The organism is Cyanobium gracile PCC 6307 (assembly GCF_000316515.1).
In the GTDB taxonomy this organism is placed as follows: Bacteria; Cyanobacteriota; Cyanobacteriia; order PCC-6307; family Cyanobiaceae; genus Cyanobium; species Cyanobium gracile.
The window spans coordinates 2,069,446-2,089,031 of record NC_019675.1 but is presented as its reverse complement, the minus strand read 5'-3'; the positions used below and the strand labels follow the sequence as shown (position 1 = coordinate 2,089,031).

Here is a 19,586-nt window from a genome sequence, read left to right as displayed (position 1 = left end):
GCCCCCGGCTTCAGCCTCCGAAGTGGCGCACCACGGCCTCGGCGAAGCCGGAGCAGCTGACGGCCTCGGCGCGGGGCTCCATCAGCCGGGCCAGGTCGTAGGTGACCTCCTTGTTGGCGATCGCGGCGCTGATCCCGGCGGTGATCAGGTCGGCCGCCTCCTGCCAGCCCATGTACTCCAGCATCATCACGCCGGAGAGAATCACCGATCCGGGGTTGATGCGGTCGAGGCCGGCGTGCTTGGGGGCAGTGCCGTGGGTGGCCTCGAAGATCGCCGCGTTGTCGCCGATGTTGGCCCCCGGTGCCATGCCCAGGCCGCCCACCACCGCCGCCGCCGCGTCGGAGATGTAGTCGCCGTTGAGGTTGAGGGTGCAGAGCACCGAATACTCCTGGGGCCGGGTCTGGATCTGCTGGAAGATGCTGTCGGCGATGCGGTCGTCGACCATCACCATCGACTTCCATTGGCCGCCGCCGTGGCTGGTGCCGATGGCGTCGAGCACGGAGGCCACCTCCGCGTCGACGGCCGCCTTCTTCTCGGGGGTGAGGCTGTCGTAGCCGGGTTCGATCAGGCGGGCGTTGTCCTCGATGCTGAGGCCGGGCTTCTCCTCCAGGTTCCCCAGGATCCAGCTCTCCCGTTCGGTGATGCACTGGTCGCGGAACTCGGTGGTGGCCAGCTCGTAGCCCCAGTCACGGAAGGCCCCCTCGGTGAACTTCATGATGTTGCCCTTGTGCACCAGGGTCACGTGGCGCTTGGCGCCCTCCAGCCCCAGGGCGTGGCGGATGGCCTTGCGCACATGGCGCTGGGTGCCCGCCTTGCTCACCGGCTTGATGCCGATCCCCGAACCCTCCGGGATGCGGCGGTTGCCCAGCTTGCCGTTGGCGGGGATCACCGTGTCGTTGAGGTGGGCGATCAGCTCAAGGCAGACAGGATCGGTCGCCTCCCATTCGATCCCCATGTAGATGTCCTCGGTGTTCTCCCGGTAGACCACCACATCCAGGTCCTGGGGCCGCTTGTGGGGGCTGGGGGTGCCGTCGTAGTAGCGGCAGGGCCGCACGCAGCAGTAGAGGTCGAAGATCTGGCGCAGGGCCACGTTGAGGGAGCGGATGCCACCGCCGATCGGCGTGGTGAGGGGCCCCTTGATCGCCACGCCGTACTGCTCGATCGCCGTCAGGGTGTCCTGGGGCAGGTACTGGTAGGTGCCGTAGAGCTCGCAGGCCTCGTCGCCGGCATACACCTTGAACCACTCGATGCGGCGCTCGCCGCCGTAGGCCTTGGCCACGGCCGCGTCCAGCACCCGCTGGGTGGCGGGCCAGATGTCCACGCCGGTGCCGTCGCCGCGGATGAAGGGAATGATCGGGTCGTTGGGAACGATCGGCTGGCCGCCCTCGAATCGGATCGCCGTGCCGCTGGCTGGGACGGTGAGCTTCTCGTATGTGGCCATTGAGTCGGCACGGAACACGCCGATGAGCCTAGGTTTCGGGGACATTGGCTTTCTGCTCAGGGGAAACGGCATGAATGCGGCCGACCAGGCCCGATCGGTGGAACTGGCCGCCACGATCGCCGCGGTGGTGGGGCACTTCCGCCTGCATTTCCCCGCCGCCCGGGCCAACCTCACCCCCTGGCGCGACGACCCCCTCACCCGGGCCTTCGATGAACGGGAGACGCTGGACCTCTCCTTTCACTTCCCCGGCTGGAGCCCCCGTCTTCAGTGCCGCTCGCTGCTGGTGCAGCTGCGCCTGGAGCGGGCGCCGGTCGGGTCCGGCGAACGCCCCCGGCTGCTCGGCGTCCTGATCCGCGGCCTCACCTACGAATCGGAGCGCTGGCGCCTGGCCACGGTGGGGGACTGGCAGCCCTCGGGGTCCCATCTCCCCAGTGAGGAGGTGGTCGGCGTGCTGCAGCAGGTGTGCCGCGAGCTGTTCGATCTCTTCGGCGATGTGTCGGCCGGCGGCAGCCGGGCCGCGTAATCCTTCGCAACCTTGCCGCGCCGTCCTGCAGGCCCCACCTACGTTTGTACGTCTGCCCGCGCAGCCTCCCGATCCCATGCCCGTCGCCCTTGCTTCCCAACTCCGTGAGGGAACGAAGAAAGCCCACACCATGGCCGAGAACACCGGCTTCGTGAGCTGTTTCCTCAAGGGGGTCGTCGACAAGGCCAGCTATCGCACCCTGGTGGCCGACCTGTGGTTCGTCTACAGCGCCATGGAAGAGGAGATCGGCAAGCTGGCCGACCATCCGGTGGTCGGTCCGATCGCCTCCCCCGAGCTCAACCGCCGCGAGTCCCTCGAGGCCGATCTCACCTTCTATTTCGGCGGTGACTGGCGCCAGCAGATCCGCGCCACCCCCGGCGCCCAGGAGTATGTGGCCCGCCTGCACCAGGTGGCGCGGGAGTGCCCCGAGCTGCTGGTCGGCCACCACTACACCCGCTACATCGGTGACCTCTCCGGCGGCCAGATCCTCAAGAACATCGCCCAGAAGGCGATGAACCTGGGGGAGCACGATGGACTGCGCTTCTACGAATTCGACGCCATCGACGACGAGAAGGCCTTCAAGGCCAACTACCGCGCCACCCTCGACAGCCTGCCCATCGACCAGGCCATGGCCGACCGGATCGTGGCGGAGGCCAATGAGGCCTTCCACTGCAACATGAAGATGTTCCAGGAGCTGGAAGGCAATCTGGTGGCGGCGATCGGCAAGGTGCTGTTCGGCTTCCTCACCCGCCGCACCCGCACCGGCAGCACCGAGGCCGTGCCCGCCTAGGTTTGCCAGGCCGGCGGCGGCCGCCGCCTTTTCGAACCGCGTGCGCCCGATCCGCTTCCTGCTTCCCGGCACCACCGGCCGCTTCCGCGGCGGTGGCCTGCTGGTGGAACTGCAGACCGCCCGGCTGACCTCAGAGCTGACCCCCACCGAGGTGGTCACCTACCGGAACCGTGAGCCCGACCACCCGTTCCTGGCTGACCTGCTGGCCAAGGAGCCGGCGCCGGGGGACGCCCTCTGGATCGTCAGCTGGGGCTTTGATGTGCCCCGCCTGATGCGTCAGCTGCGGGGACGGCCCGTGGCCTACCACGCCCACAGCAGCGGCTACGGGTTTTCTCTGCCGCCCGGGGTGCCGGTGCTGGCGGTCAGCCGCAACACCCTCGGCTACTGGGGCGACCGGGCCCCCCGCCATCCCCTGTTCCTGGTGCCGAACGCCCTCCAGCCCCAGTGGCTGGAGCGGGGCAATCGGGCGGCCCCCGCGGGCGTCGGCCGCCCCATCGATGTGCTCGTGCAGCAGCGCAAGAACAGCCGCTATGTCCTGGAGCGGCTGGTGCCGGCCCTGCGCCGGCGGGGGCTGCGGGTGGAGGTGCAGAGCGGCTGGGTGGACGACCTGGTGGACCTGTTCAACAGCGCGGCCGTCGTGCTCTACGACTCCGCCGACTACTGGCGCGGCCGGGGGGTGAGCGAGGGGTTCGGCCTGCCGCCGCTGGAGGCCATGGCCTGCGGCTGCGTGGTGTTCAGCAGCCTCAACCACGCCCTGGCCGACAGCCTTGATCCGGGGGTGGTGGGCCACCAGATCGGCTGCGGCAGCCTGGAGAACGACCTGGAGCGGATCCAGGCGGCGGTGGCCGACCCGCTGGCCTGGCTGCCGCCGCCGGGCCGCCTCGCCAGCCTGCTGGAGGCCTGCAGCGAGCCGGTGCTGCAGGAACGCTGGCATTCGGCCCTGGAGGCCATCGACGCCCACTGGACCCACCTGCTGCGGGGAGGGGCGTCGCCGCTGCGCTCGCCCCCCCTGCTGGCCCTGCGGATCGACCAGTGGCGGCGCCGGTTTTCGGCCATGTGGCGATCACTGAACTGACTGGCTGGCGTGGCGGCGGCCCTTCTGGCTGCACGGGTACGATTTCCGCAAAAGTCTGACCAGATGTTTCGCAAAAGCCAAACCTTCAAGAGTTTGGTGCGACTTCTGGCCCAATTGCCGCGTCGTCGCAAGCGGGCGCTGATGCGTCTCATCCCGCTGGCGATTCTCGCCGGGGTGGCCGATCTGGTGGTGGTGGCCTTGGTGGCCCGCCTGTTCACGGTCGTCGTCGGCGGAGAGAACCGACCCTCCATCCCCTGGGAGGGGCTGGTGCCGGAAGATCCTCGCGTCAAGGTGGTGGTGCTGGTGGTGGCCTTCGTGGCGGCCGCCTGGTTTTCCTCGCTCTCCAAGCTGCTGCTGAGGGCGTTTCAGCTGCGGCTCAAGGCGTCGATCTGGCGCGATCTATCCGACATGGCGCAGCGCAAGCTGATCGCCCAGCCCTATGTCTACTTTCTGGGGGAATCGAAGTCAGATATCTCCTCCATGGTTCTCATCAACGTGTCGCGCGTCGCCGACATCGTTGTCCTGCCCCTGCTGCAGCTGGCCAGTGGTGTGTTCGTGATCGCCCTGCTCTCCGCCGGGATGCTGATCGTCGGCAAGCTGATGGCCGTTGTGCTGATCGTGGGCCTGCTGGGTGGCTATCTGCTCATCTCCACCGCCATCACCCCGTTCCTGCGCTTTGCCGCCCGGCAGAGGATCCTGCTCGAGGTGCGCACCAACACGATCCTTTCGGAATCGATGCGCACGATTCTCGATGTGCAGCTCACCGGCTCGGAGCCTTACTTCGAGCGCCATTATCAACAGGCCGGTCGTGAGACGATCCCGTTCATCTGGAAGGCTGATGTCCTGCCGGAGACTCCGAGAGCCCTGATTGAGCCGCTCGGGATCACGATGATCTTCGCGGCCGGAATGTTGCCCCTGCTGTCCAATCCTGATCCGGGCGCGCTGCTGAAGATCATTCCGTTCCTGGCCACGGTGGCGGTCACCTCCCTCAAGCTCACCCCTCCCCTGCAGGACAGTTTCCGGGCCATCACATCCCTGCGGGCCGGCCTTCCCGACCTGGAGGAAACGCTCAAGCTGATCGAGCTTCCCGAGGCCCGCCTCACGATTCGCTCAGAGGGTGTGCCCTCCCCGGATGGTGTGATGCCCAAACGGGTGATCCGTCTCAATAACATCTCCTATCGCTATCCCGGGTCGGACACGGATGTCCTCCGTGACGTCTCCATGTCGATCCCGGTGGGGTCCCGCGTCGCCTTCGTCGGTGCCACCGGCAGCGGCAAGACCACCACCGCCAACCAGCTCCTCTGCCTGCTGCGTCCCACCACGGGCACCCTGCAGCTGGACGGCATCGATGTGGATGACGCCGATGTGCCGGCCTGGCAGGCGAACTGCGCCTACGTGCCCCAGGCGATCAACCTGCTGAACAGCAACATCATCGAGAACATCGCCTTCGCTGAGGAGGTCGATGAGGTCGATCAGATGCGGGTCTGGGAGGCCCTCCAGGCCGCCCAGCTGGCCGACATCGTCGCCGACCTGCCCCTCGGTCTGTTCACGCCGATCGGCGACAACGGCATCCGTCTGTCCGGAGGCCAGCGGCAACGGCTGGCCCTGGCCCGCGCCTTCTACCGCAATGCCAAGTTCCTGGTGCTGGATGAGGCCACCAGTGCCCTCGACAACCGCACCGAATCCGAGGTGATGGATGCCATCGAGGTGATCGGACGCCGCTGCACCCTGGTGGTGATCGCTCACCGGCTCTCCACCGTGATGCGCTCGGATTGCATCTTCGAGTTCGAGGCGGGACGCATCAAGGCCTCTGGAACCTTCGACCAGCTCCGCCAGCGCTCGGATACCTTCAATGATCTGGCCTCTTTTGAACGCCGCCTATCCAGCCCGCTCGGTTGATGGTGTCGATCCGGTTTCTGCGGTTGGAAGGCTATTGCTCCCATCGACAGACTTGCGCCGACTTCTCTACCTGAGCGACCAGCATCTGTCGGGATCGGCCCGCCCATCGGGAGGGGGCTGCTAGGGTCCGATTTCAACCTTCTCCGCCGGAGCCTGTGAGTTTTCTGGCCGGTCTGAACGAGGCCCAGCGGCGGGCGGTCGATCACCACACCGGCCCGCTGCTGGTGGTGGCCGGGGCCGGCAGCGGCAAGACCCGGGCCCTGACCCACCGGATCGCCCACCTGATCGGGCACCACGGCGTGGATCCGGCCCAGGTGCTGGCGGTCACCTTCACCAACAAGGCCGCCCGGGAGATGAAGGAACGGCTGGAGGTGCTGCTGGCCCAGCGGCTGGCCCAGAGCCAGTTCGGCCAGCCCTGGAGCACCCTGCCGGCCCGGGAGCAGAAGCAGCTGCGCAGCCGCATCTACCGGGAGGTGATCAAGGACCTCTGGATCGGCACCTTCCACGCCCTGTTCGCCCGGCTGCTCCGCTTCGACATCGACAAGTTCCGCGACCCCGAAGGACTCACCTGGACGCGCCAGTTCTCCATCTATGACGAGAGCGACGCGCAGAGCCTGGTCAAGGAGATCGTCACCCAGGAGATGCAGCTCGACCCCAAGCGTTTCGAGCCCAAGAAGGTGCGCTGGGCGATCAGCAGCGCCAAGAACCAGGGCTGGCTGCCGGAGCGGCTCGAGGAGGAGCACCCCGGCCCCCGCGGCAAGCATGAGGCCGAGGCCTACCGCCGCTACCGGCGCGCCCTGGCCGCCAACAACGCCCTCGACTTCGACGACCTGCTGTTGATGCCGGTGCAGCTGCTGCAGCAGAACGAGCAGATCCGCCACTACTGGCACCGCCGCTTCCGCCATGTGCTGGTGGACGAGTACCAGGACACCAACCGCACCCAGTACGACCTGATCAAGCTGCTGGTGGCCAACGGCCATCCCCCCGAAACCTTCGACGACTGGGAGGGGCGCTCGGTGTTCGTGGTGGGGGATGCCGACCAAAGCATCTACAGCTTCCGGGCGGCTGATTTCACGATCCTGATGGGCTTCCAGCGGGAGTTCGGCGACGGCTCCCTCGACGGGGACACCGGCACGATGGTGAAGCTGGAGGAGAACTACCGCTCCACCGCCACGATCCTGGAGGCGGCCAACGCCCTGATCGCCAACAACAGCGAGCGCATCGACAAGGTGCTGCGCCCCACCCGCGGCGAGGGGGAGCCCATCAGCCTCACCCGCTGCGACGACGAGATCGCCGAGGCCGAGGCGGTGGTGCATCGGATGCGGATGCTGGAGGCGGCCCACCCGGAGCTGCGCTGGGGCGACATGGCCGTGCTCTATCGCACCAACGCCCAGTCCCGCGCCATGGAGGAGTCGCTGGTGCGCTGGGGCCTGCCCTACATCGTGGTCGGGGGGCTGCGCTTCTACGACCGGCGCGAGATCAAGGATGTGCTCGCCTACCTGCGGCTGCTGGTCAACCCGGCCGACACCGTCAGCCTGCTGCGGGTGCTGAACGTGCCCCGGCGGGGCATCGGCAAGACCACCATCGAGCGGCTCACCGATGCGGCCAACCAGCTGGGGCTGCCCCTGTGGGAGGTGGTGAGCGATCCGGAGGCGGTGCGCTCCCTCGCCGGCCGCTCCGCCCGGGGGGTGCTGCAGTTCCAGGAGCTGATCTCCGACCTCAGCCGCCGCCTTCAGGATGCTCCCCCCTCCGAGCTGGTGCAGCGGGTGATGGAGCAGAGCGGCTACCTGGCCGAACTGCTGGCCGAAGCCACCGATGAATCGGAGGAGCGGCGCCGCAACCTCCAGGAACTGGTCAATGCGGCCCTCCAGTACCAGGAGGAGAACGAGGAAGGCTCCCTGGAGGGCTTCCTGGCCTCCGCCGCCCTGGCCAGCGACGCCGACAGCAAGGACACCGAAGCCGACCGGGTCACGCTGATGACCCTGCACGCCAGCAAGGGGCTGGAGTTTCCGGTGGTGTTCCTGGTGGGGCTGGAGCAGGGCCTGTTCCCCAGCTACCGCTCCCTGGAGGACCCGGCCGCCCTCGAGGAGGAGCGCCGCCTCTGTTACGTGGGCATCACCCGGGCCAAGGAACGGCTGTTCCTCTCGCATGCCAGCGAGCGGCGGCTCTGGGGCGGCATGCGGGAGCCGGCGGTGCCGTCGGTGTTCCTCTCCGAGCTGCCCGAGGCCCTGCTGCAGGGCGACATCCCCCGCAGCGGCGGCGCGGCCCTGCGGCGGGAGCAGCGGCTGGAGCGGCTCACCCGGGTGGATCGGGACGACAGCCAGCGGGTCGCGGCCGGTGGGTCGGCCGGCATTCCCGCCAATGCGGTGCGCCGCCGTGGCGCCCCCCGCACCTGGGCCGTGGGGGATCGGGTGCGGCACAGCAGCTTCGGTGAGGGCCAGGTCACCCACCTGTTCGGCAGCGGCGACAAGACCTCCATCGCCGTGAAGTTCGAGGGTATGGGGCCGAAGATCCTCGACCCGCGCCTGGCCCCGATCGAGCCGGCATGACCCTGCCGCTGGTCACCGCCGTGGTGCCCACCCGCAACCGCTGCCAGACCACCCTGCGCTTCCTGGCCGCCATGGCCGGCCAGACCTATCGCGCCCTGCGGGTCGTGGTGGTGGATGCCAACTCCAGCGACGGCACCGTGGCGGCGATCCGCCGGCAGCATCCGCAGGTGACGGTGCTGGCGGCCGGCGACGGGGATTTCTGGGCCGGTGCCACCAACCGGGGCGTGCGGCGGGCCCTGGCGGCCGGCACCGACTACGTGCTCACCATCAACGACGATGCCGTCGTCCCCGCCGATTACGTGGAGCGGATGGTGGCTCTGGCCCAGCGCCACGGCTGCGGCATCCTCGGCAGCCGCATCGACCTGCTGGCCGAGCCCGGGCGGATCTGGGCCCTCGGCACCCGCACCGACTGGGGCACGGACCGCTTCCTGCGCCTGTCCCACCACGATGAGCTGGCCAGCCGGCTGGATCCGGCGCTGGCGACCGCCGAGGTGCTCCCCGCCGAGGCGATGCCGGGCAACGGGGTCCTGATCCGCCGGGAGGTCTTCGGCCGTGTCGGCCTCTACGACGCCCGCTGGCTGCCCCACTACCACGCTGATTCCGAGTGGGTGATGCGGGCGGTCCGCCGGAACGTCGAGGCCTGGGTGACCCCGGGGGTGGTGGTCCTCAACGACTTCGGCGACGAGCAGAAACGCCTGCCCCTGGGCAGCCTGCGGGGGCTGCTGTTCACCTTCTTCCACCCCAAGTCCCACCTCTACCTGCCAGCGGTGGCGTTGATCCTCTGGCGCTACTGCCCGCCCTCCCAGCGCTGGCCCACCCTGCGGGCCCTGGCGGGCCGCTTCCTCAGGATGAAACGGTGAAGGAGGTGCGCGGGTGGGGCGGCTCCGGCCGGCGCAGGAGCCGACACCAGCACCAGCGCAGGTAATCCCCCAGGCCCCACCAGCGGCCCCGGGCCCGTTCCGGATCGGACAGGCAGAAGCTGAGGGGGCGGACGGCGTAATAGAGCAGGTTCAGCAGCAGGGCCAGCGGGGTGGCGTGGCGGTGCAGGAAGTAGAGCTTGCTGAAGGTGGCGTGCTGGTACTTGGCCCGGGGGGCCCGCTGGGTGATGGCGGACACCTGATGCTCCACCAGCACGGCCTGGGTGACCCGCAGCCGGTAGCCCAGCCGATGGTGGCGCTCGCAGATGTCGACGTCCTCGTAGTCGAGGAAGTAGCGGGGGTCGAACTGGGGGCAGTCCCGCAGCACCCCCAGCTGGACGATCAGGCTGCAGCCGGAGATCCAGCGGGTGGGCCAGGTGCGGACCGGGAGGGGGCGGCAGTCGTCGCCGGGGAAGCGGTGGCCCAGCTGGCCGGTCCAGCGGTTGAAGCTGCCATGGCTGAACCAGACGTCCCCCCGGGGATCCCGGATCCGGGTGCCGAGCATGGCGATCCTGTCGTCGTCGCGCAGGCACCGCCGGACGTAGGCGATCGCCCCTGCATCGAGGCGGGCATCGGGGTTGATCAGCCAGGCCACCGCCTGCCGGTCGGTCTGCCAGACATGGGCGAGCCCCAGATTGCAGCCGCTGCCGAAGCCGAGATTCGCACCGGCCTCGATCAGGGTCACCCGCTGGCGGTGCGGCGAGGAGGGCAGCCAGTGCCGCAGGCCGGCGTCCTGGGGTGAATTGTTGACGACGATGAAGTGCAGATCGGGGTCCCCCGAGGCGATCGTGTCCTCGATCAGCCCGATGATGAAATCACTGCAGTGATAATTGATCGTGATGAAATGGATCGGCTGCAGCTCCCGCCCGTCGGTCATTGATAGGTGGAGGGGTAGACGAAGGCGCCTGTGATGCCCTTGAGGGCGGCTTCTCGCAGCCTGTTGTTGTAGCTAAGAGGAACGCCACGTGCGTAGATGAGATCACGGAACTCATCTGCGAGTGCCTTGATTTCCTCGTGACGTTCTTCTCCCATGGAATCGAGAAGGGCTTCCTTGAACAGGCTGATGGCCTGGGCCATCGTGTAGCTGCCTGCGGTTCCGAGGTCGTGCTTCACGAATGGACAGTGGAGATAGAAGGGATAGAGAAAAGCTGCGATATGACTGGGGTTACCATTTTCAATCAGATCGGGAATGCTATAGAGTTCCACCCGCGAAAGATGCTCGTTCTTGTCGCTTTTTACCATCAGCTGATTCAGGGAGTAGCCGATTTTCTTCATCTGCGACGTCCTCGCAGGAGAGGGCATCAGTCGAAGAACTTCCTCGGCGGGTACTCCCGTTTTGTCCGGGCAGGACTGCTCGATGGCCTCGAGAAGCTTGTCGCTGGTGTAGAGGGTCTCGACGGGGTTGAAGCGTCGGTAGACCTGCTGGGAAAGTTCGATTTCTCCGTTGTAGATGCAATGACCCCGATGGGACAAGGGGAGGTATTTCTTCCAGAAGCTGATGAACTGCCTGGAGAGAAAGACGTCGGGTTTGAGAATCTGAAAATAGGATTGGTAGTGGGTCTGGATCTGATGGCTGATATGGCTGAAGAGGGCCTTCCGGTCGGAGGCGGCAAACTCCTCCACCGATCTGACCAGGGCATCGGCATTCCTCCCCGGGATGAACTGCATCGAGTCGTTCACGACGCAGAGCAGTTGGCAGCGCTGCAGATGACCCTCCTCCAGAAGCAGCAGGATGCCATCCTTGAAGCCGCCAAAGTCCCGGCCGATGTTGCGCCGGTTGAACGCGCGCCAGCTCAGGTGGCTGATGACATCCAGTGACCCCTCCTCCGTGGTCTCGTTGTTGATGTAAAGCACCGCAAAGCCTGCCTTGTTCAGTGCTTCGAGATAAGCCCTGTTGGATCGTGTCAGCCGCTTCGAATAGGCAACAAAGACAGCGATCCAGGGTGGCGTCGTGCCATCGGCAGACGGCTTCCCAATGGGAATCAGTCGCCTCGAGGGACTGCTGCGTGAACCGTTGGGACCGAGCCAGTACTCGCACAGAGACGCAAGATAATCGGCCAGAATGAAGGCCTTGATCTTGATTCTTTTGTAGATTCCAAGCGGCGCTTTGATGAACTTCTTGGCGCTGTCAGTCATGCAGTTGGGGTGTGACTTGTGGGATTTCGTCGCTGGTGCTCGCTGGCACTGGATCGGCCCATCGGTTGATGGCCTGTCGATGAGCGGGCGACTGGCCGAGGCGACGGGCTGTGGTGACTGCCCATGACGTCTGCTCGTGGCGGCTTCCAGGAGCAATGACCGGCGGACACCTACCCGAGGTTTCTGTATCGGGACGTCGCACGATGTCGTTGGCCCGAGTGTACCGTGCGCCTTCTGGACAGCGCTCCATGGGCCTGCCTCGATGACGGTCTCCGCGATCGATGCCGGAGATCTCTCCCTGCCGCCCCGGCTGCTGGCTGCCTTCCATCGCTCGGCGGACTGCGCCGTGCTGGCCGTCGTGGGCGGCGCCGTGCGCGATCTGCTGCTGCATCGGGTGCATCGCGATCCCCTTCGGGGCCTGCCCGACCTCGACCTGGTGGTGGAGCTGGCCCCGGGGGCCGATCCGGCCGATCCGCGCCCGGCGGCCCATCGCCTGGCAGAGACGCTGCTGGAGGATGTTCCGGCCGCGGCAGTGGGCTTCTGCCAGTTCCACCGGGCCTTCGGCACCGTTGAGCTGGAGTTGGACGGGATCCTGCTCGACCTGGCCAGCGCCCGCCGCGAGACCTACCCGGCCCCCGGGGAGAACCCGGTGGTGACTGACGGAACCCTTGAGGAGGATCTGGCCCGGCGCGACTTCAGCATCAATGCGATGGCCCTGGTGTTCGCCAGCTCCGGCCCGGGCCTGCGCCTGCTCGATCCCCATGGCGGCTGGGCCGATCTGGCCCACCGGCAGCTGCGCCTGCTCCACCCCAGGAGTCTGGAGGACGACCCCACCCGGATCGTGCGGGCCGCCCGCTATGCCGCCCGGCTGGGGTTCAGCCTGGCCCCCGCCAGCCTGGAGCAGCTCCGCGCCACCCTGGCGCGCTGGCCCTGGGGGGAGGCGAGCCGCGGCGCCGGCAGCGGACGGGTGCCGCCCGCCCTGGGTACGCGGCTGCGGATGGAGCTGGAGCTGCTGCTGGAGCGGGAACCCTGGGAGGCCGCGCTGGGCTCTCTGCAGGCATGGGGTGCCCTGGTGCTGGTGGATCCGGCGCTGCAGAGCGACAGGGGCTGGCGTCGCCGCCTGCACTGGGCCCGGCGCTGCGGCTTGCCGCCCCTGGCCGCCCTGCTGGCCGCCAGCGGCTCGGCGTCTGCCGTGGCGATGCGGCTGCAGCTCCCCCACGGCCAGCAGCGGCTGCTGGCCCAGCTGGCCCTGCTGTGTCAGAGCTGGCAGGCCCTGGAGGCGGCGCCGGCCACGGCCGAGGCCTGGACCCGCTTCCTGGAGCGGCCCGGCTGGTCCGCCGAGGCCGTCGCCCTGGCGCTGGTGAGCGGGGCCCTGCCGCGGCGGCCCCTGCTGCGCTGGTGGTGCCGCTGGCGCCATCTCCCCTCCCCGGTGTCGGCGGGCGAGCTGATCGCCGCTGGTCTGCGGCCGGGACCGGCCCTGGGCGAGCGCCTGCGGGAGCTCCGGGGGGAGCGGTTGCGGGACGAGCGCCCCTGAGCCATCGCCGGAACGGGAGATCCCGGCTGGTCCCCTCGGGTCTCTGGGCAGCGGCTTACCCTGCGCCGAATGGCAGCGCTGACCCAACCCTTTCTGCCGCTGCTGCTGGCCATCGCCGCACCGCTGCTGTGGGGATGGCGCTGGCGCCGGCCCAGCTGGCAGATGCTGCTGCTGGGCGTGGGCTCCTGGGCGGCCATCGGCTGGCTGTCCCTTCTGCCGGCGGGGCCCACGCAGCGCCAGGCCTACGGGCTGCTGGCCGTGATCGACCTGCTCGTGGTGGTGGCGGCCCTGGGGATCCGGCCGTGCCGCTGGCGCCAGCGGCTGGCCGACCCGGCCCTGGGGCGGCCGATGCTGGCGGTGCTGGCCCCCGCGCTGCTGTGTGCGATCGCCCTGGCCATGCGCGGGGTGGTGCTGGAGTTTCCCTCCGATGGCTTCGTCTACTACACGAACTACTTCGGCAGCGACCTGCTCGACACGGTGCGCCTCGACCCGGTGCGCTACCGCTCGCCGGCCAACTGGTTCTTCACCGCGGCCAGCTATCTGTTCGGCTTCCCCGACGCCCTGGCCCCGTGGCGGGCCAGCCTGCTGGCGGCGCTGAACACCTTCCTGGTGCTGGCCGCCAGCTGCCAGCTTTGCCTGCGCCTCACCGGCAGGGTGGCCCTCTGCTGGCTCACGGCCCTGCTGTTCCTGCTGGGCATGGGGCACCAGAACTTCTCCTTCTTCCACCAGATCGCCCTCAACGGCACCCTGCCCGGGCTGGCCCTGGTGCTGGCCGCCGCCACGCCGCTGCTGGGGCTGCTGCAGCGGCCGTGCTGGCCCGGTGGGCGCCCTGTGGGTGCGGCGACGGGACTGCTGCTCGGGGCCGGCTATCTCGCGTACCACGCCCATGGCGTCACCGCGTTTCTGACGGTCAACCTCCTGGTCGTCGCACCGGCCGCCAGCCTGGTGGTCTGGCCCTCACGGCGGCGCCTGCTGGCCGGAGCCGCCGGGGGCGGACTCCTGCTCGCGGCCCTCCACCGCCTGCCCTGGCACCCAAGGCTCCAATCCTTCTACGCCTGGCCGGAGACGATGCGCTTCGTCCACGACTACAGGGTTCTGGGCCACCGCTTCTTCTATTTCTGGCCCAGCCTGCCGGTGGCCACCTGGGAGCCGGTCTTTCTGGCGGCCCTGGGGCTGTCCCTGGCCTGTGCCGTGGTCTGGAGGGGCCGGCGTCCGGTGCCCGGCGCCGTGCTGGCCCTGGCGCTGCTGCCGCCGCTGGTGCTGCTGGAGTGGTGGGCCCCCTTCGTCAGCGACCTGGTCTTCAAGCTGATCGAGCCGGACAGCGCCTATCGGCTGGTGTGGACCAGTCTGTTCTGGATCAGCATCCCGGCGATGGCCCAGGCCCTCGACCCTGGCGGGCGGCGGGACGGCACCAAGGGATGGTCCCTGCAGCGAGGGATCCTGATGGCGCTGCTGGCCGGTCTGATCGCCGTGCTGGCGGTCCCGGTGGGGCTGCAGGGCGGAACCAATGTGTTCGTCTCCAAGCTGCCCCACCTGCTCACCCCCCTGGAGGAGGTGCGGCCGGCGGATGGCGCCACCATCGAACCGATCCTCCGGCCCCTGCGGGAGCTGTGCGATCGGGAACCGCGGCTGCAGGGCCGGACCCTGCTGAGCGATCCCTACGTCGGCGCGGTGGTGGGCCCGCGCCAGTGCCTGGCACCTGTAGCCGGCCGGGACATCAACCACCTGGGGGCCTCCACGGTGGAGACGGGCCAGTACCCGGGGCTGCGCAGCGCCCTGGCCTCCCCCGCCGCTCTGCGGGCCTGGCTCGATGGGCGCCGGGTGGATGTGGTGCTGCTCCGCGATGCCTACCCGGCCTACGAGAGCCGGATCGCACGGGCCAGCAACCACTGGCAGCCGGATCTGGTCAGCCGGTTTGGCGATCTCTCTCTCAACCGCCTTTCCTCGGCCCAGCTCGCACGGGTCGGATTCCGACTGGTGGAACACGAGCATGGGATGCGGCTGTACCTCAGGACACCCCCGGCACCTCGATGAGGGCCCGGCTGGGCTGCCGCTTGCTGCCGCTGCGATAGCCCTCCGGATTGGCGCTCTGCCAGGCCCAGCCATCGCGGCAGATGTCCGCCAGGGAGCGCTGGGTCCGCCAGCCCAGGCGCCGCTCCGCCTCGCGCGGATCGGCGACACTGATGGCGGAATCCCCCGGCCGGCGCTCCACCACCGCGTAGGGCAGGGCCAGGTTGTTGGTGGTCTCGAAGCTGCGTACCAGATCGAGCACCGAGTGGCCGCGACCGCTGCCGAGATTGAGGGTGAGCAGCTGGGGTGGCTCCGCCTGGAGCACCTCGAGGGCCCGGCCATGGCCCACCGCCAGATCCATCACGTGCAGGTAGTCGCGGACGCCCGTGCCGTCGGGGGTGGGCCAGTCGCCACCGAACACCTCCAGGCGCTGGCGGCGCCCCGCCGCCACCTGGCACAGGAAGGGAAAGAGATTGTTGGGGGGGCCGGAGGGGTCCTCGCCGATGCGCCCGCTGGGGTGGGCGCCCACCGGATTGAAGTAACGCAGCAGGGCGATGCGCCAGCCGGGGGTGCTGGCGGCCACATCGGCCAGCATCCGTTCCACGGCGGCCTTGGTGTAGCCATAGGGATTGATCGGCTGCAGCGGCGCCGTCTCGGGGATCGGCACCCGGTCGGTGAGGCCGTAGAGGGTGGCGCTGCTGCTGAAGACGAGCGTCTGACAGCCGTGGCGGTCCATGGCCTCCAGCAGCCGGACCGCACCGACGACGTTCACGTCCCAGTAGCGCAGCGGCTGGCCCATCGATTCCCCCACCGCCTTGAGGCCGGCGAAGTGGAGCACGGCGGCGATGCCGCCCCCGCCCATCTCCTCTCCCTCCCCGAAGGCCCGGTCGAGGTCAAGGGGGGAGCGCACATCGCTCTTCAGAAGGGTGAACCGGGCCGGGCCCCCGTCTCCTGCGGCCCATCGCTCCGGGGACAGCTGCCGCCAGCCCCCCAGCCCGGCCAGTTCACTCACGCGGCGCAGGGCTTCGGGACTGCCGTTGCTGAAGTCGTCGATCGCCACCACCCGGTGACCGGCCTCCAGCAAGGCCAGACAGGTGTGACTGCCGATGAATCCGGCTCCTCCCGTCAGCAGCACCGTGGCCAAGGACCGGCCCCCGTCAGGCTCCTGGCCACAACTTACCTGTCCTTAACCTCCGTCACCGCCCCGGAGCCGCCACCGCCATCACCCGGCCATGGCCACGGCCAAAGCCAGGTAATGGCGGTAACCTCCCCGCAGCACTGCCATCCCCCATGGACCCGGCCCAACCGCCGATTCGCACCATCTGTTGCATCGGAGCGGGTTACGTGGGGGGGGCCGACGATGGCCGTGATCGCCGACCGTTGTCCCGGGATTCAGGTCACGGTGGTCGATCTCAATGCCGAGCGGATCGCCGCCTGGAACGACCCGGATCTGTCTCGCCTGCCGGTGTACGAGCCCGGGCTGGATGCGGTGGTGGGCCGGGCCAGGGGGCGCAACCTCCACTTCACCACCGAAGTCGATGCGGCCATCGCTGCGGCCGACATGGTGTTCCTCTCCGTGAACACCCCCACCAAGACCAAGGGCGTGGGGGCCGGCCAGGCCAGTGACCTGCGCTGGATCGAGGCCTCGGCCCGCCAGGTGGCCGCCTCCGCCCGGGGCCACACGATCGTGGTCGAGAAGAGCACCCTGCCGGTCCGCACCGCCGAGACGGTGAAGGCGATCCTGGGGGCCGCCCAGCAGAACCGCCCGGAGGGCGATCGCAGGCAAGCCAAGACCTTCGCGGTGCTCTCCAATCCCGAATTCCTGGCCGAGGGCACGGCGATCGCCGACCTCGAAGCCCCCGACCGGGTACTGATCGGCGGCGAGGAACCTGCGGCGATCGAATCCCTGGCCGGGATCTATGGCACCTGGGTGCCCCAGGAACGGATCCTGCGCACCAATCTCTGGAGCAGCGAGCTCTCCAAGCTCACCGCCAACGCCTATCTGGCCCAGCGGATCTCCTCGATCAACAGCATTGCCGCCCTGTGTGAGGCCACCGGGGCCGACGTGCGCGAGGTGGGCCGCGCCATCGGCACCGATTCCAGGATCGGCGCCAAGTTCCTGCAGGCCGGTCCCGGCTTCGGCGGCAGCTGCTTTCAGAAGGACATCCTCAACCTGGTGTACCTCTGCCGCCACTACGGGCTGGAGGAGGTGGCGGGCTACTGGGAACAGGTGGTGACCCTCAACACCTGGCAGCAGGACCGCATCGCCCGGCTGGTGGTGCAGCGCCTGTTCGGCACCGTCACCGGCAAGCGGATCGCCGTGCTGGGCTTCGCCTTCAAGGCGGACACCAACGACACCCGGGAGGCCCCCGCCATTCGCATCTGCCAGAACCTGATCGAGGAGGGGGCCCGCCTGGCGATCGTGGATCCCAAGGTGTCAGCCGCCCAGATCGCCGAGGATCTCGGCCAGCCCGCCTCACCGGCCGACGGCGGCTGGCAGACGGCGGGATCGCCCCTGGAGGCGGCCGCCGGCGCCGATGCCCTGCTGATCCTCACCGAGTGGCGTGACTATGCCCGGCTGGACTGGGGGGCGATCGCGGCGGTGATGCGACGCCCGGCCTGGCTGTTTGATGCCAGGGCCATCGCCGATGCCGCTGCCGCCCGGGCGGCGGGTCTTAACGTCTGGCGGGTGGGTGAGGGCTGAGTGACGCGGCGCAATCTGATCACGGGCGGGGCCGGCTTCCTCGGATCCCATCTCCTCGACCGGCTGATGGAGGCCGGCGAGGAGGTGATCTGCCTCGACAACTACTTCACCGGCCGCAAGGAGAACGTGCGGCAGTGGATCGGCCATCCGCGCTTCGAGCTGATCCGCCATGACGTCACCGAGCCGATCCGGCTCGAGGTGGACCGGATCTGGCACCTGGCCTGCCCGGCCTCGCCGGTGCACTACCAGTTCAATCCCATCAAGACCGCCAAGACCAGCTTCCTCGGCACCTACAACATGCTCGGGCTGGCGCGGCGCGTCGGGGCCCGGCTGCTGCTGGCCAGCACCAGCGAGGTCTACGGCGATCCGGAGATCCATCCGCAGCCCGAGAGCTACCGAGGCTGCGTCAACACGATCGGCATCCGCTCCTGCTACGACGAGGGCAAGCGGATCGCCGAGACGCTCTGCTTCGATTACCAGCGCATGCACGATACCGAGATCCGTGTGATGCGCATCTTCAACACCTACGGCCCCCGCATGCTCCCCGACGACGGCCGGGTGGTGAGCAACTTCATCGTCCAGGCGCTGCAGGGTCTGCCGCTCACCCTCTACGGCGACGGCAGCCAGACCCGCTCCTTCTGCTACGTGGATGACCTGATCGAGGGCATGATCCGGCTGATGAACGGGGAGCACACCGGCCCGATCAACATCGGCAATCCCGGGGAGTTCACCATCCGCCAGCTGGCCGAGAAGGTCCGGGACCGGATTCAGCCCTCCCTGGAGCTCACCACCCAGCCCCTGCCCCAGGATGATCCCCTGCAGCGCCAGCCCGTGATCGACCTGGCCCGCGAACAGCTCGGCTGGGAGCCGAAGGTGAGCCTGGACGAGGGGTTGGAGCCCACCATCGCCTACTTCCGTGAACGGATGCGGCCGGGTCGTTGACGGCGAAGGCACCGATCCTCGTCACCGGGGTCGCCGGCTTCATTGGAGGGGCTGTGGCCGAGCAGCTCCTGGCCCGCGGTGAGCGGCTGATCGGGCTCGACAACCTCAATGCCTACTACGACCCGGCCCTGAAACAGGCGCGGCTGGAGCGGCTCGAGGGTCTGGCTCCGGCGGGGGCTTTCCGCTTCCATCGCCTCGATCTGGTGGATGCCGAAGGGGTGGCGGCCCTGTTCGCCGCCGAGCGGCCGGACCGGGTGCTGCATCTGGCGGCCCAGGCCGGTGTGCGCCACTCGCTGGAGAACCCATCGCTTTACATCCAGAGCAACGTGGTGGGCTTCGGCACCATCCTCGAGGCCTGCCGCCACGGGGAGGTGGAGCATCTGGTGTATGCCTCCAGCAGTTCGATCTACGGCGGCAACCGGCACATGCCCTTCTCGGAACAGGATCCGGTGAACCATCCGGTGAGCCTGTACGCGGCCACCAAGAAAGCCAACGAACTGATGGCTCACACCTACAGCCATCTCTACGGTCTGCCGGCCACGGGCCTGCGCTTCTTCACCGTCTATGGCCCCTGGGGGCGGCCCGACATGGCACCGATGCTGTTCGCCCGGGCGATCCTGGCGGGTGAACCGATCCGGGTGTTCAACCAGGGCCGCATGGAGCGGGATTTCACCTACATCGACGACATCGTCGAGGGGGTGATCCGCTGCCTCGACAAGCCCGCCACGGCGGATCCGGCCTTCGATCCGCTGCACCCGGATCCGGCCACGGCCGCCGCTCCCCACCGGATCTTCAACATCGGCAACGCCCGGCCCGTACCCCTGCTGCGGTTCATCGAGCTGCTCGAGCAGGCCCTCGGACGCCCGGCGATCAGGGATCTGCAGCCCATGCAGCCCGGGGACGTGCCGGCCACCGCGGCCGACACCAGCGCCCTGGAGTCCTGGGTGGGGTTCCGGCCCTCCACGGCGATCGAGGTGGGAATCGGGCGCTTCGCTGCCTGGTACCGCGCCTTCCACGGCGTCTGAGCCGAGCCCTTCGGGCACAATGGATCGCTGCCGATCCGCAC

The 19,586-nt window shown here is 68.6% G+C and carries 14 protein-coding genes and 1 pseudogene; 11 read left to right on the top strand and 4 right to left on the bottom strand.

The features are described from left to right. Nucleotides 1-10: 10 nt before the first annotated feature. On the bottom strand, nucleotides 11-1,441 hold the full coding sequence (locus CYAGR_RS10150) for an NADP-dependent isocitrate dehydrogenase (protein WP_015109719.1): 1,431 nt from the start codon (nucleotides 1,439-1,441) through the stop codon (nucleotides 11-13). 70 nt (nucleotides 1,442-1,511) lie between these two features. Between CYAGR_RS10150 and CYAGR_RS10145 the strand changes: the two genes are divergently transcribed. From CYAGR_RS10145 to CYAGR_RS10120, 6 genes are all read left to right on the top strand, one after another. Beyond that, nucleotides 1,512-1,964: a hypothetical protein gene (locus CYAGR_RS10145; protein ID WP_015109718.1), complete on the top strand. Its 453-nt coding sequence runs from the start codon at nucleotides 1,512-1,514 to the stop codon at nucleotides 1,962-1,964. A gap of 76 nt (nucleotides 1,965-2,040) precedes the next feature. Next, the gene (locus tag CYAGR_RS10140; protein WP_015109717.1) at nucleotides 2,041-2,754 is read left to right on the top strand and encodes a biliverdin-producing heme oxygenase; all 714 of its coding nucleotides are present in this window, start codon (nucleotides 2,041-2,043) and stop codon (nucleotides 2,752-2,754) included. A gap of 40 nt (nucleotides 2,755-2,794) precedes the next feature. Beyond that, nucleotides 2,795-3,829 carry a glycosyltransferase gene (locus tag CYAGR_RS10135; RefSeq protein ID WP_015109716.1) on the top strand — a complete coding sequence of 345 codons (1,035 nt, stop codon included), beginning with the start codon at nucleotides 2,795-2,797 and terminating at the stop codon, nucleotides 3,827-3,829. Between the two features lie 141 nt (nucleotides 3,830-3,970). Further along, entirely contained in the window at nucleotides 3,971-5,728 is a 1,758-nt protein-coding gene (locus CYAGR_RS10130) for an ABC transporter ATP-binding protein (protein WP_342662056.1), read from the top strand. Nucleotides 5,729-5,883: 155 nt separating this feature from the next. Further along, nucleotides 5,884-8,277: a UvrD-helicase domain-containing protein gene (locus tag CYAGR_RS10125; protein ID WP_015109714.1), complete on the top strand. Its 2,394-nt coding sequence runs from the start codon at nucleotides 5,884-5,886 to the stop codon at nucleotides 8,275-8,277. After that, complete coding sequence (locus CYAGR_RS10120) at nucleotides 8,274-9,137, top strand: glycosyltransferase family 2 protein (protein WP_015109713.1); 864 nt, start codon at nucleotides 8,274-8,276, stop codon at nucleotides 9,135-9,137. Before CYAGR_RS10125 ends, CYAGR_RS10120 begins: the two co-directional genes overlap by 4 nt. On the opposite strand, the gene CYAGR_RS10115 is transcribed toward CYAGR_RS10120, so the two are convergent. Both CYAGR_RS10115 and CYAGR_RS10110 read right to left on the bottom strand, forming a co-directional pair. Continuing rightward, nucleotides 9,121-10,071, bottom strand: a complete 951-nt coding sequence (locus tag CYAGR_RS10115; RefSeq protein ID WP_015109712.1) for a glycosyltransferase family protein — start codon at nucleotides 10,069-10,071, stop codon at nucleotides 9,121-9,123. The two genes, CYAGR_RS10120 and CYAGR_RS10115, sit on opposite strands and share 17 nt — an antisense overlap. Next, nucleotides 10,068-11,330: a hypothetical protein gene (locus CYAGR_RS10110; RefSeq protein WP_015109711.1), complete on the bottom strand. Its 1,263-nt coding sequence runs from the start codon at nucleotides 11,328-11,330 to the stop codon at nucleotides 10,068-10,070. Before CYAGR_RS10110 ends, CYAGR_RS10115 begins: the two co-directional genes overlap by 4 nt. A gap of 262 nt (nucleotides 11,331-11,592) precedes the next feature. On the opposite strand from CYAGR_RS10110, the gene CYAGR_RS10105 reads away from it, so the two are divergent. Beyond that, complete coding sequence (locus tag CYAGR_RS10105; RefSeq protein WP_015109710.1) at nucleotides 11,593-12,864, top strand: tRNA nucleotidyltransferase/poly(A) polymerase family protein; 1,272 nt, start codon at nucleotides 11,593-11,595, stop codon at nucleotides 12,862-12,864. A gap of 69 nt (nucleotides 12,865-12,933) precedes the next feature. Continuing rightward, a complete protein-coding gene (locus CYAGR_RS10100) occupies nucleotides 12,934-14,898 on the top strand; it encodes a hypothetical protein (protein ID WP_015109709.1) in 1,965 nt (654 codons plus the stop codon). On the opposite strand, the gene galE is transcribed toward CYAGR_RS10100, so the two are convergent. Beyond that, nucleotides 14,873-16,018, bottom strand: coding sequence for a UDP-glucose 4-epimerase GalE (gene galE / locus CYAGR_RS10095; RefSeq protein WP_015109708.1), 1,146 nt, complete (start codon nucleotides 16,016-16,018; stop codon nucleotides 14,873-14,875). The two genes, CYAGR_RS10100 and galE, sit on opposite strands and share 26 nt — an antisense overlap. 146 nt (nucleotides 16,019-16,164) lie before the next feature. Here galE and CYAGR_RS10090 point away from each other — a divergent pair. The 3 genes and pseudogenes from CYAGR_RS10090 to CYAGR_RS10080 all read left to right on the top strand — a co-directional run bounded on the left by CYAGR_RS10090 (nucleotide 16,165) and on the right by CYAGR_RS10080 (nucleotide 19,545). After that, nucleotides 16,165-17,578, top strand: a pseudogene (locus tag CYAGR_RS10090) (nucleotide sugar dehydrogenase). Nucleotides 17,579-17,644: 66 nt separating this feature from the next. Next, a complete protein-coding gene (locus tag CYAGR_RS10085; RefSeq protein WP_245552661.1) occupies nucleotides 17,645-18,520 on the top strand; it encodes a UDP-glucuronic acid decarboxylase family protein in 876 nt (291 codons plus the stop codon). After that, on the top strand, nucleotides 18,517-19,545 hold the full coding sequence (locus tag CYAGR_RS10080; RefSeq protein WP_015109705.1) for an NAD-dependent epimerase: 1,029 nt from the start codon (nucleotides 18,517-18,519) through the stop codon (nucleotides 19,543-19,545). Before CYAGR_RS10085 ends, CYAGR_RS10080 begins: the two co-directional genes overlap by 4 nt. Nucleotides 19,546-19,586 lie beyond the last annotated feature (41 nt).

What these genes read in the sequence shown, in the direction of transcription:
- CYAGR_RS10120 (WP_015109713.1), top strand. Translation starts at nt 8,274, where the DNA reads ATGACCCTGCCGCTGGTCACCGCCGTGGTGCCCACCCGCAACCGCTGC.
- CYAGR_RS10115 (WP_015109712.1), bottom strand. Translation starts at nt 10,071, where the DNA reads ATGACCGACGGGCGGGAGCTGCAGCCGATCCATTTCATCACGATCAAT.
- CYAGR_RS10085 (WP_245552661.1), top strand. Translation starts at nt 17,645, where the DNA reads ATGGAGGCCGGCGAGGAGGTGATCTGCCTCGACAACTACTTCACCGGC.
- CYAGR_RS10105 (WP_015109710.1), top strand. Translation starts at nt 11,593, where the DNA reads ATGACGGTCTCCGCGATCGATGCCGGAGATCTCTCCCTGCCGCCCCGG.
- CYAGR_RS10130 (WP_342662056.1), top strand. Translation starts at nt 3,971, where the DNA reads ATGCGTCTCATCCCGCTGGCGATTCTCGCCGGGGTGGCCGATCTGGTG.
- CYAGR_RS10100 (WP_015109709.1), top strand. Translation starts at nt 12,934, where the DNA reads ATGGCAGCGCTGACCCAACCCTTTCTGCCGCTGCTGCTGGCCATCGCC.
- CYAGR_RS10110 (WP_015109711.1), bottom strand. Translation starts at nt 11,330, where the DNA reads ATGACTGACAGCGCCAAGAAGTTCATCAAAGCGCCGCTTGGAATCTAC.
- CYAGR_RS10140 (WP_015109717.1), top strand. Translation starts at nt 2,041, where the DNA reads ATGCCCGTCGCCCTTGCTTCCCAACTCCGTGAGGGAACGAAGAAAGCC.
- CYAGR_RS10145 (WP_015109718.1), top strand. Translation starts at nt 1,512, where the DNA reads ATGAATGCGGCCGACCAGGCCCGATCGGTGGAACTGGCCGCCACGATC.
- CYAGR_RS10150 (WP_015109719.1), bottom strand. Translation starts at nt 1,441, where the DNA reads ATGGCCACATACGAGAAGCTCACCGTCCCAGCCAGCGGCACGGCGATC.